The following is a 10,935-nucleotide window of genomic DNA, read 5'->3' on the forward strand; positions in this document are numbered from 1 at the left end:
CCCCAAAGTCTGTATTTTTGACTCGGAGATTATACCACTGGATCGGGCTTTGTTCTGAACCAAGCCATTTCCAAGTTGACTACCAGATCCTGCTGATAGAGGTCTGTACAGGCCATCAATCGTATTTTATCGTATACCGTTAGGAAGCAGCGATCAAGCCACATGCAGTAGGTGAGAGTAGCTTCACTATTGACTGCTACAGTGTCCATATATATTATTTGGCTCTCCCGAATCAGGCTTGTCGGCTCTCGGAACAACGGAGTTGTTCCAGCAGGAAGACGTAGTTACAGCCCGAGCATTTCACGCGCCTCAGCAGGCGATGCAATCGGTCGTTCTAATTCGTTCGCGATTCGAGCCGCCCGTCGGACGAATTGTGCGTTACTCTCAGCCAACTCTCCTTTTCGGTAGTAGACGTTGTCTTCCATCCCAACTCGGACGTGGCCGCCGAGGGTGATCGCCATTGTTGTCAACGGTAGCTGATGTCGACCGACTGCAAGGGCTTGCCATTCAGCGGGTTCAGGAAGATTATCGACAAGATTGAGGAGATTTCTGGGGTGGGCCGGAGTTCCAGTCTGCATGCCAAGGATAAGCGTACACCAGTACGGTGCTTCGAGAAGTCCTTCGTCGATGAGATGGTTCACTTCAGGAATGTGGCCCGGATTAAAAATCTCGAGTTCCGGCTTGACACCAGCTTCTCGCATTCGTTCAGCGTATTCTTCGTTCTGCTCGCGAGGATTGATGGCTGTCCGCGTCTGTCCGAAGTTCATCGGGCCGACGTCGACAGTTGCCACGTCGGGGCGCGGTTCGGTTTCGAGGATCGGTGCAATCCGTTCCTCGCGAGAGTAGATACCGCCACCACCCGTCGTGAAGTTGATAATGATGTCGTCACAGTAGTCATCGATCGCGTCTCGCATAGCCTGGTATCGTCCGATATCTTTGGTGGTTTCTCCATCGTCAGTTCGGGCGTGGAGATGCACCATAGATGCACCTGCCTCTTCGCAGTCACGAACGTCTCGGGCGATTTCTTCTGGCTCGAGCGGAAGGTTCGGATTCGCCTCTTTCCCTTGGTGTCCACCAGTTGTTGCGACACTGATAATCAGCTTTCGGTCGAAGTAGTCCTCATAGCCATTGTATGGCATACTGCCCAGATCAGGGCTCTTTTACTTATATGTTCCGGTGCTCCGAGTCACTATCGTCGTGAGAGGATGAAATATGAGTGGTTGCTCGTTCTCTGTGGAGTTGCTGTAGAAACGCTGGAGATTGAACGACCCAGCTGCCACTATGAACGATCCAACCTATTCCAAGACTACTGTAGAAGAGGCGAATTGCGGGTTCGGGGATAAATTTTTATACCAAAGCCTTCGTTCTCGATGTATGCGTTCGAATCGCACAGCAGTAGTTACTGGCGGCGGCCGCGGTATCGGGCAGGCAATTGCCGTTGAGCTAGCGAGACATGGCCTGGATATCGTCATTGCTGATCTGGATGAAGAGGGAATGGAAGAAACACGATCGCTCGTCGAGGCAGAAGAACAACGAGCACTTGGCCTTCATACTGATCTCAAGCACCCCGAAAGTGTTCAATCGACTATCGAAACTGCGCTCGCAGAGTTCGAGACAATCGATGCCTTAGTCAATAATGCTGGAATCGCAGGTCCAACGTCACCGTGTGAGGAGATCTCAGCTACCGATTGGGATGAAACAATCGATGTCAATCTTCGTGGCCCATTTCTTGCCTGCAAAGAAGCGATACCAGCGATGAAATCGCAGGGGTACGGCCGAATTGTAAATGTGGCCTCTGTTACTGGCAAGCGGCCGCTTGAACACCGAACACCGTACGCAGCGACGAAAATGGGTCTTATTGGTTTCACTCGGACGCTTGCAGCGGAAGTTGGGGAGCACGATATCAACGTTAATGCGATCTGTCCTGGATCGGTTGATGGGCCGCGTATCAAGCGTGTTTTCGAAAAAAAAGCCGAGTCAACTGGCCAGACATTTGAGGACGTTAGGCAAGCAGCAGAATCGGAGAGCGCTCGTGGAGAGCTGGTCGAACGAGAAGATATCGCTAAGGTAGCGGCGTTCCTGTGTTCGAGTGACGCCGACCGGATCACTGGCCAAGATTTGAATGTCTCTGCTGGAAAGGTTATGTACTGAGCTGTACGCTGCAGCGCTGCTTCCGTGACGAGATCGTTCAGTCGATGAAAACTACCATCACTGGGAAAACATCATGGATAATACCCCAAGTTACTTGTACCAGTACAATAGACTGGCTGGTAGAGAAGCATGGTGAAGCATAACATCGGGCAGACTAGGCGCCGGTTTATCAAAACTACAGCCAGCAGTAGCGCTGCAGTCGGCTTGGGGGCGCTTGCAGGCTGCGTTTCGAGTCGGGGTGAGAGCCGAGAAGCAGTCGGCTCAGTCGCCAATCTCGAGAACTCGTACTGGTTATCATGGCAGAGAGGATACGAGGAGGCGTGTGAGACGTTCGGATACGACACAAATCTTCAGACCAATGGAGGCGATGTTGACCAGCAACAATCGCAGTTCGATACTGCGGTTGCGAGTATGGTCGAAATGATTGTCGGGCAAACCTATACTAATGCAGCGGCACTCTCACTCGCCGAGACTGCGGTTGTTGGGGAGGTCCCGACGATACTCGCAGTTACGATCGCTGACTGGTATACACCGTTAGATGCTGGATCCCAGTACGTCCAGTTCTTCACACCTCATTTCGTTAATCACGCTTACGCCTCTGCAAAGGTACTATTCGAGGAAATGGGCGGTGAAGGATCGTTCGTGCACATCGAGGGAAACCGTGGGACGGCCCCGAACACTGGCCGAAATATCGGACTCGAGGCTGCTCTCGAAGAGTATCCCGATATTGAGCGACTTGAGCCGGTCCTGCAGGGAAACTTCATCCGAACAGACGCCAGGGATGCAATGTCTGACCTGATCTCGACGCACGGCGACGATATTGAGGGTTTTTTCGGACAAAACGACGACGTCGCGATCGGCGGTTTGCAGCGACTCGAAGAAAGCGGTTACGACGTGCCAGTTGTCGGTATCGATGCAACCGAACCCGCACTCGAACGTATTCGAGACGGGCGGATGGCTGGTAGCATCTCTGGTATGGGTCCATGGCAAGCAGGATGGTCAATTGCGAAAGCGCATGATTTCATCGAAGGCTACGAACTCAGCGATGCAGAACGGATGATGACGTTCAACGCCCCGCTCGTCGTCGCTGACCCGGACGAGTGGCGCGACCGGATAGGTGATGAGATCGAGCTTCCTATCATTGAAGTTGACCAGTACGAAGATGCGATCTTTGACGGAGAAACACCGTACGACTGGAAGCAAATGTCGAAAGCAGAAGTTGGCGAAGATGAGTGGGATCCCCAGATCGAGATGAGTCCGATGGGGCGAGATGATCTTCAAGGAGTACTCGACTGGGACGATGATGACATTCCAGATGGGTACTCGCTTCCGGAAGTCTACGATGATACTGACGAACTGGCTACTGTGCAATCGACGTACGATGAGCACTTCAACACGGATCCGCTTCAAGAACAACCATGAGTGAATACAGCGTAGATACCAAAAAGACGGACTTAACAAGAAATGATTCGAAGCCGACTGGTGAAGCAAGCTTGCGTGTCGAGGGCGTCTCGAAGTCGTTTCGACACGTGGATGCATTAACCGACGTCTCTCTTGAGCTCAATCGAGGTGAAGTAGTCGGACTCGTCGGCGAAAACGGCGCCGGAAAGAGTACACTTCTTAATATCCTCACAGGGGTGTTACAATCCGACGCCGGAAAGATCTACAGAGACGGGACGGCTGTCGAGTTCAACGGGCCCCAGGAAGCGGCATCGTACGGCGTCTCGCTGGTACATCAAGAACAGGACGTTATCACTTATTTCAGAGGATACGAGAACCTGTTCTTGGGGCGAGAACGCGAGTCGATAGGGATCTTGAAAAAGGGCGAGATGAGCAAAAGAGCCCAGGCGTTTGTCGATGATCTCGGGATTCACATCGATGTAGACAAGTTCGTAAAGAATTACTCGTTCAACGAACGGCAGATGCTCGAGATTGCGAAAGCGTTCCACGTGTCGAGCAAGGCCGAGAACCCGATTATCCTTCTCGATGAGCCGACCGCGGGGCTCGAAGAAGACGGTCGTGAACTTTTGTTCAACTTGGTCAACGACCTTCGAGAGGAAGCAACGTTCGTGTTCGTCTCTCACGAGCTGGATGAGGTACTCGAAATTACGGACCGTATTTACGTGCTGAAAGATGGTGAAATGGTTGATGAATACGTAACGACGGATGCAACGACGGACAAGTTACAACGAAGCATGGTCGGTCGAGAGACTTCTACGGAGTACTATCGTGTTCCCGAGCAACGCCACGAATCTACTCTCGGCGACTCGGTTCTTGAGGTGAACGACATCCAAGCTGAAGAGGAACTCGGACCAATATCGTTTTCGGTCCAGCGCGGTGAGATATTCGGAATCGTTGGTGTTGAGGGGTCCGGAAAGGAAAGACTTGGTCGAGTTCTTGCAGGAGCGACTCCAGCGACCGATGGGACCCTTACTGTCAATGGGACCAACGTGAAACCGAAGTCGCCGACTGAAATGGTCGACACTGGGGTTGGATACATCCCAAAAGACCGCAAATCAGAGGGGTTACTACTGTACCAGTCCGTATTGAAGAACACGTCACTCGCAATGGTGCGTACTATGCATGGCCGACTCCCATTTCTCGACACGGATGCGGAATCGTCTGTGACCGAAGAGATGATCGAAGACCTCAACATCAAGACACCGGGTCCAAATGCGCTCGTACACGGCCTGAGCGGTGGGAACCAGCAGAAGGTCGTTATCGCCCGATGGTTAGCACATGAAACACCGATCCTCGTCATGGACAACGTTACTCGTGGAATCGACGTCGGCGCAAAAGAAGAAGTGTATCGTCTCTGCCGAGAGCTAACCGACAACGGGATCTCAATCGTGCTTATCGGCGACGAGCTACCCGAAGTAATCGGATTATCCAACCGAATTGCAGTTATGGAGGATGGATCATTCGCCGGCGAGCCGATCGACGCTTCACCTGATGCAAAGCCAACCGAAGAAAAACTAATCGAGTTGATGGTCTAACATGAGCACAAACAGCACAACGGAAAACGTCCAGAACTGGTGGCAAGAACAGCGAGAACAGCGAACGCGTCAGGATTGGATAATCGATCTCGGACCGTTTGTGATGCTTTTCGGGCTGGTGGCGTTGTTCACCGCCCTGAGCGAGAACTTCCTCACGTACGGGAATCTCATCAATAACGTGGCAGTAAACAGCTCACTGTTACTTTTGGTTGCACTAGCGGGAACGTTCCCAATCCTACAGCAAAGTATCGATCTCTCGGTGGCTGCACTGGTCAATCTGATGGGTGTCCTCACCGTGATCCTCGTCGCACAGTTCGGCTTTCTTGCGATTCCGCTAGTTCTAGCTGGAGGAATGCTTGCCGGGTTTGCGAACGGCTACGTATTCGCTAAATTCAAAGTGCCATCGTTCCTGGTGACGCTTGGAACGATGTCCGTAATGACGGGGATCGCTTTGATCATGACCGGTGGGTCGAGCATCAACTTTAGAAATGATGCGATTCGGAGCATCGCAACTGGGGAGCTCATCCCGGGCCTACCAAACCTCGTTTTCTGGTCGGTGGTGATCTATCTGGGCACGGTGTTCATCGCGTTCCGAACGAAGTTTGGCCGGTACTGCTACGCACTCGGGGAGAATGAACGCGTCGTTGAACTTTCGGGTGCGAAAGTCGACCGGTATAAGATCTATCCGTTCGTTCTCTCCGGACTTCTCTGTGCGATCGGCGGGTTCTTACTCGCTGCTCGACTGTCGTCGGCATCACCCGACGCAGGGACGGATCTTTTACTCCCGAGTATCGCAGCGATAGTTATGGGGGGCACGGCACTAACCGGTGGCGTCGGTGGTCCTCACCGAACGATCCTCGGCGTGCTCGTCATCGCAGTACTGCAAAATGGGATGAACCTGACCGCAGTCGATCCTTTCGTCCAAGAAATCATCCTCGGTGTCGTAGTCGTCGTCGCCGTTGCACTATCGATCGATCGGCGGAAAATCGACGTCGTCAAATAAGACGTCGGCCGGTCCACTCAACCCTATTCGACCCCGTTATAAACAACGTTTCCTCCTCAAGCAGTGAGACACAGATCCACCCGAGAAGGAAAGCATAGACGCTGTTAGTTACTCTGCGACAGTATCGGGTAGAAAGAACTGTTTTGATTAGGCGGTAAAGCCACCGTCAACGATGAGATTCTGTCCTGTGATGAAGGAGGCCTCATCACTTGCAAGAAACAGAGCAGCATCTGCGACCTCATCGGGCTGTCCCGGACGACCAAGCGGTGTATTCTCCGTAAGATCGGCTGCGGTATCACCGTCTTTTTTTGTCATCGCCGTTTCAATGATCCCCGGATTCAACGCGTTAACACGGATCCCGTGCGGTCCCTGTTCGATCGCAAGTTCGCGGGTTAAGTTCGTCACGCCTCCCTTCGAGGTACAGTACAACGATGAGTTCTCGAGTCCGCAAATACCAGCGATGGAGGACATATTAATGATGGTACCACCAGTGGCTTGCTCCTGCATCTCCTCGATTGCAGCCTGACAGCCGAAGTAGGCACCCTTGAGATTGATGTCCATCAGCCACTCGAAGTCCTCTTCGCTTGCGTCAGTGATTGGCATCTGTCGTTCGACGCCTGCGTTATTAACCATCACATCTAGCGATCCATACATTTCGACCGTCTCGGTGATTGCGTTCCGGATATCCTTGATTGATGTAACGTCCGTCTCGATGTACTGTGCGCTACCACCGCTTGCTGTGATGAGTTCGTGGGTTGGCTCGCCACCGAGCCGAGGATCTGTTCGGACATCGGCAACGGTGACGTTCGCTCCCTCTTCAGCGAATCGTTGTGCTATCGCCCGTCCGTTCCCTGATGATGCGCCGGTTATCAGTGCCGTCGTTTGCTCTAATCTTCCAGTCATGATCGTCGAAGCTCTCGAGTGCGACGTGTGTATTGATGCTCTCCATGTAATAATAAGTTAGCATTTGAGTGGCTCCTTTCGGGGGCGCAGTAGCGTCATAGTTCTCAGAAAGTGTCCTACTGGTCCAGTTACTCCGTCGGTGCGATGTTGAGGCACACATTTTTTAGTTGCGTGTAGTTCTCGATCGCTTGAATCCCATTTTCACGGCCGATTCCGCTTCGTTTGAAGCCGCCGAAAGGAGTCTCATTGCCGCTGGCGAAGTACTCGTTGATGTAAATCTGGCCGGCATCGACCTCTCGGGCGAAACGGTGGGCGCGACCGACGTTCTCGGTGTAGACGCCCGCGACGAGACCGTAGTCTGTCGCGTTGGCCAACTCTATGGCCTCGCCCTCGTCAGCGAAGGGCGTGACCGTCAGCACCGGCCCGAAGATCTCCTCCTGAGCAATGCGTGTGTCCATGGGCACGTCGTCGAAGACTGTCGGTTCAACGAAATATCCGTCGCGGTCCAGCGCATTGCCGCCAGTCACCGGCTCGCCAACCTCTTCACGGCCGATATCGACATAGCTCAGGACTTTCTCCAAGTGAGCCTCGGAGACGAGCGGGCCCATGTCCACGTCCTTGAGACCGGAACCGACGTCAAGTGACTCCGCACGCTCAACGAGGTCGTCGACGAACTCTTCGTGGATGTCCTCGTGAACGAGCAGGCGCGATCCCGCCGAGCAGACCTGCCCGGCGTTGGTGAAGATTGCCGTCATCGTTCCGTTGAGGGCGCCCTCCCAGTCAGCATCCGGGAAGACGACGTTCGGGCTCTTTCCACCAAGTTCGAGGTGCGTTTCGGTAACGTTCTCAACGGCGCTCTTCGCGACCGCTGTCCCGGTCGGACCAGAGCCGGTGAAGGTGATGCTGTTCACGTCTGGATGGCCGGTGATTGCGGCTCCGGCCTCGTTGCCGTAGCCAGGAACGACATTGAGGAGTCCATCGGGGAGGCCGGCCTCGGATGCGAGTCTGGCGAGTTCGAGCGCGCCCAGCGGCGTCTCTTCGGCGGGTTTGACGACAGCTGCGTTCCCGGCGGCGAGTGCGGGGGCAACGCTCCGTGCAAAGAGATAGATCGGGACGTTCCAGGGGACGATATGAGCGGTGACACCCAGGGGTTCGCGGACGGTGTAGTCGACGTACTCCTCGGAGAGCGGAATCGACTCGCCCTGGATCTTGTCGGCGATGCCGGCGTAGTACTCGAAGTGACGGGCACAGCGCTCGACTTGGTCCTCGGCCTCGCCGAGTGGCTTGCCATTCTCTAGCGTCTCAATACGAGCTAGCTGGTTGTTCTTCTCGCGGATGGCGGCCGCGATGTCTGTGAGAATCTGCGTCCGTTTTTTCGGAGGTCGGCGGTGCCACGACTCGAACGCGTCGCGGGCGTTCTCGACTGCCGCGTCAGCGTCGTCGGCCGTTCCCATCGCGACGTCGGCGAGTGGCTCTTCAGTCGCAGGGTTGACAACTGCCAGCTGGTCGTCGCTTCCGGCTGGCCGCTCGTCTCCGCCAATCCACAGATCATACTGGTCACTGACCGCAGCGAGCGCTTTCTTTGACATTGACACCTGAATTGACTCTCCACTCGTGTAAATAGCTTGTGCGTCAACGTGGATACGAAATGAAACGCGTCTCGGTAGAAAACGCCAAGCATCTTATCCGAAGTTTTATTATGATGTTCTCATAAGTACTCTATGCTATGTTAGAGAATGGCGCCCTAGTCGTTGATTCAGTCTCACACTGTTTCAACCATGCAGAGGAGAACCTGAAACACCCACACGCACAACGTTGGAACGACGAGACTTTCGAACTTGGCGAGCAACTCCAGCCCGAGAAGTACGTCCATCCAAAAGAGGTGTTCCACCGTGACCACTCGGTCGAGGAACTCGAACGACTGCTATTCCTGGAGAGTCAGGTTGATTACACGAACTATCACTCGCTGCCACTCGACGATTACTTCCACGACGGGCTGGTCTCCCGAGAGAAGGGGTTTGAGCTTCGCGACCGCAACCCAAACCGCGTCTCGATGTACGTCGACATCAATCCACTCGACGACGACGCTGTCGAGCAAGTCGAGTACTATGTCAAAGAAAAAAACGTCGAAGGCATCAAGCTCTACCCCGCCCGCTACCAGAACGGCCAGGACCTCTCGCTACAGCTCAACGAAGATGCGGTCCGTCCCGTCTTGGAGAAGGCCGCTGACCTCGACGTAACTTCCGTCGGGATTCACAAGTTCATCCCGTTCGCGACGGCGCCGGTCCGGTACTTCCGGATGGGTGACGTCGAGGACGCCGCGAACGCATTCCCCGAACTCAATTTCGAGGTCATCCACGCCGGCTTCTCGTTCCTCGAAGAAACCGTCTTCGCGATGGCGAGCCACGAAAACGTCTACGCGAACCTCGAAAACACGATCCACATGGCCTGCTCGCGGCCGCGGAAGTTCGCCCGCTCACTTGGTGAGATGCTCTACTGGGCCGGGCCGGACCGCATCGTCTTCTCCGGCGGCGCGACGGCGCTGCACCCGCAGGCAGCCATCGAGGACTTTTGGGACTTCGAGATCCCCGAGGACATGCGCGCCGGAAACGACTATCCCCAAGTCACCGACGAAATCAAAGAGAAGATTCTCGGGAAAAACGCTTTCCGGCTCTTAGGGAAAGACCCTGAGAAGGTCAGAAAGGACATTGAGGGCGACAAGTGGGAACAGAAGCGCCAGGAGCGTAAAGAGACCGGCGATTTCCCGGCTGAACCATGGTCGACCTACGACACCCCCGCATAACCATGCGTATAATCGAAAACGCTGAACAAGATCACATCACGCCCGACACCGAGTTCGACAGCGACCTCAAGATGGCTGTCAAGACACAGCTTCAGGAAGTCCTTGACCCCTGCAGCTGTATCACCGACAACCCGATCGATCTCGTCGACCTCGGTATCATCGACGACATCACGATTGACGAGCAGACTGGCGAGGCGAGGATCGATATCCTGCTAACCTCCCAGCGGTGCATGTACGTCATCGATATCACCGACGAAATCAAAGAACGCGTTGAGTCTATCGAGGGGATCGAGATAGCCGAGGTTCACCAAGTGACCAGCGGGAAAGTCTGGACAGCGGAACGTATGTCCGAACAGCAGCAGAAAGAACGTCGCGAGCGCTTCCAAGAGCGTGTCGAGGCCGCGGACATTACACCCTACGCGGAGCGCTCGGACTGAGCCATGACGCTCCAGATACTCGTGCCGCTTGACGACTCGCCGCAAGCAATGACCGCCGTCGAACATGCGGTCACGCACTATCCAGGCACCGACATCACGATACTGACCGTCATAGAGTATACCGAGAAGAAAACCAGTCTCGCACGCGGTGGTCGTGGTCGAGAAGAAGGGTGGTACGCCGAGGAACGAGAGGCCGCCGAGGAACTACTCGACAAGGCCGCCGACATCGCCGCCGACCATGATGGCAACATCAACACTGTTATCGAAAACGGGACCCCCTCGAGCGAAATTCTCGACTACATGACCGACCACGACGTCGACATCGTCGTAATGGGGTACCGGAAGCGGAGTCCGACCGGAAAGGCCCTTTTTGGGTCAACCGCTCAGGACGTTCTGCTGTCAGTCGAGTGCCCGGTCGTCACTGTTCCGAATCCAGAGAGCTGACACCGCTGGTTCGCCCACTGCCCAATGTCATAAAATATTCGTCATTTCTCGGCTCGCTACTTTTCGAAAGGAACCCCGGAACCGCAGTTATCTGGCGTTCTCGATGTTATCGAGCGTCTCAGGATTCTCGATGCTGCTCATATCACCGAGATCCTCGCCAGTGTAGGTCGCCTCAACGGCCCGTCGAATAATCTTCCC

10 protein-coding genes are annotated in these 10,935 nt (G+C 54.6%); 7 read left to right on the forward strand and 3 right to left on the reverse strand.

Translation table 11 applies throughout. From position 1 onward, the window contains the following. Window positions 1–284: 284 nt before the first annotated feature. Window positions 285–1,139 carry a 3-keto-5-aminohexanoate cleavage protein gene (locus QA609_RS22045; protein WP_278304777.1) on the reverse strand — a complete coding sequence of 285 codons (855 nt, stop codon included), beginning with the start codon at window positions 1,137–1,139 and terminating at the stop codon, window positions 285–287. Between the two features lie 235 nt (window positions 1,140–1,374). Between QA609_RS22045 and QA609_RS22050 the strand changes: the two genes are divergently transcribed. The 4 genes from QA609_RS22050 to QA609_RS22065 all read left to right on the forward strand — a co-directional run bounded on the left by QA609_RS22050 (window position 1,375) and on the right by QA609_RS22065 (window position 6,150). Continuing rightward, complete coding sequence (locus tag QA609_RS22050) at window positions 1,375–2,151, forward strand: SDR family NAD(P)-dependent oxidoreductase (RefSeq protein ID WP_278304778.1); 777 nt, start codon at window positions 1,375–1,377, stop codon at window positions 2,149–2,151. Window positions 2,152–2,280: 129 nt separating this feature from the next. After that, window positions 2,281–3,573, forward strand: coding sequence for a substrate-binding domain-containing protein (locus tag QA609_RS22055; RefSeq protein ID WP_278304779.1), 1,293 nt, complete (start codon window positions 2,281–2,283; stop codon window positions 3,571–3,573). Further along, window positions 3,570–5,147 (forward strand): sugar ABC transporter ATP-binding protein, encoded by a 1,578-nt coding sequence (locus QA609_RS22060; protein WP_278304780.1) that lies wholly within the window; start codon window positions 3,570–3,572, stop codon window positions 5,145–5,147. Before QA609_RS22055 ends, QA609_RS22060 begins: the two co-directional genes overlap by 4 nt. Before the next feature lies 1 nt (window position 5,148). Next, window positions 5,149–6,150, forward strand: coding sequence for an ABC transporter permease (locus QA609_RS22065; RefSeq protein WP_278304781.1), 1,002 nt, complete (start codon window positions 5,149–5,151; stop codon window positions 6,148–6,150). A gap of 147 nt (window positions 6,151–6,297) precedes the next feature. Here QA609_RS22065 and QA609_RS22070 read toward each other — a convergent pair whose 3' ends face one another. Together QA609_RS22070 and QA609_RS22075 are read right to left on the reverse strand one after the other, a co-directional pair. Continuing rightward, a complete protein-coding gene (locus QA609_RS22070; protein ID WP_278304782.1) occupies window positions 6,298–7,053 on the reverse strand; it encodes an SDR family oxidoreductase in 756 nt (251 codons plus the stop codon). A 128-nt stretch (window positions 7,054–7,181) separates the two neighbouring features. Continuing rightward, window positions 7,182–8,642 (reverse strand): aldehyde dehydrogenase family protein, encoded by a 1,461-nt coding sequence (locus tag QA609_RS22075; RefSeq protein ID WP_278304783.1) that lies wholly within the window; start codon window positions 8,640–8,642, stop codon window positions 7,182–7,184. Window positions 8,643–8,779: 137 nt separating this feature from the next. On the opposite strand from QA609_RS22075, the gene QA609_RS22080 reads away from it, so the two are divergent. Genes QA609_RS22080 through QA609_RS22090 form a run of 3 tightly spaced genes read left to right on the forward strand, consistent with a single transcriptional unit; the run spans window position 8,780 to window position 10,737 of the window. After that, window positions 8,780–9,856 (forward strand): amidohydrolase family protein, encoded by a 1,077-nt coding sequence (locus tag QA609_RS22080; protein WP_278304784.1) that lies wholly within the window; start codon window positions 8,780–8,782, stop codon window positions 9,854–9,856. Further along, window positions 9,829–10,293, forward strand: coding sequence for an iron-sulfur cluster assembly protein (locus QA609_RS22085; RefSeq protein WP_278304785.1), 465 nt, complete (start codon window positions 9,829–9,831; stop codon window positions 10,291–10,293). The genes QA609_RS22080 and QA609_RS22085 overlap by 28 nt, the downstream gene beginning before the upstream one ends. Window positions 10,294–10,296: 3 nt before the next feature. Beyond that, entirely contained in the window at window positions 10,297–10,737 is a 441-nt protein-coding gene (locus QA609_RS22090; RefSeq protein WP_278304786.1) for a universal stress protein, read from the forward strand. The last annotated feature ends 198 nt before the right edge of the window (window positions 10,738–10,935 follow it).

It is taken from the genome of Natronococcus sp. A-GB7 (assembly GCF_029688865.1).
Lineage (GTDB): Archaea > Halobacteriota > Halobacteria > Halobacteriales > Natrialbaceae > Natronococcus.

Coding starts and splice junctions, on each gene's coding strand:
- QA609_RS22085 (WP_278304785.1), top strand. CDS start 9,829: ATGGTCGACCTACGACACCCCCGCATAACCATGCGTATAATCGAAAAC.
- QA609_RS22055 (WP_278304779.1), top strand. CDS start 2,281: ATGGTGAAGCATAACATCGGGCAGACTAGGCGCCGGTTTATCAAAACT.
- QA609_RS22050 (WP_278304778.1), top strand. CDS start 1,375: ATGCGTTCGAATCGCACAGCAGTAGTTACTGGCGGCGGCCGCGGTATC.
- QA609_RS22090 (WP_278304786.1), top strand. CDS start 10,297: ATGACGCTCCAGATACTCGTGCCGCTTGACGACTCGCCGCAAGCAATG.
- QA609_RS22070 (WP_278304782.1), bottom strand. CDS start 7,053: ATGACTGGAAGATTAGAGCAAACGACGGCACTGATAACCGGCGCATCA.
- QA609_RS22060 (WP_278304780.1), top strand. CDS start 3,570: ATGAGTGAATACAGCGTAGATACCAAAAAGACGGACTTAACAAGAAAT.
- QA609_RS22045 (WP_278304777.1), bottom strand. CDS start 1,139: ATGCCATACAATGGCTATGAGGACTACTTCGACCGAAAGCTGATTATC.
- QA609_RS22075 (WP_278304783.1), bottom strand. CDS start 8,642: ATGTCAAAGAAAGCGCTCGCTGCGGTCAGTGACCAGTATGATCTGTGG.
- QA609_RS22065 (WP_278304781.1), top strand. CDS start 5,149: ATGAGCACAAACAGCACAACGGAAAACGTCCAGAACTGGTGGCAAGAA.
- QA609_RS22080 (WP_278304784.1), top strand. CDS start 8,780: ATGTTAGAGAATGGCGCCCTAGTCGTTGATTCAGTCTCACACTGTTTC.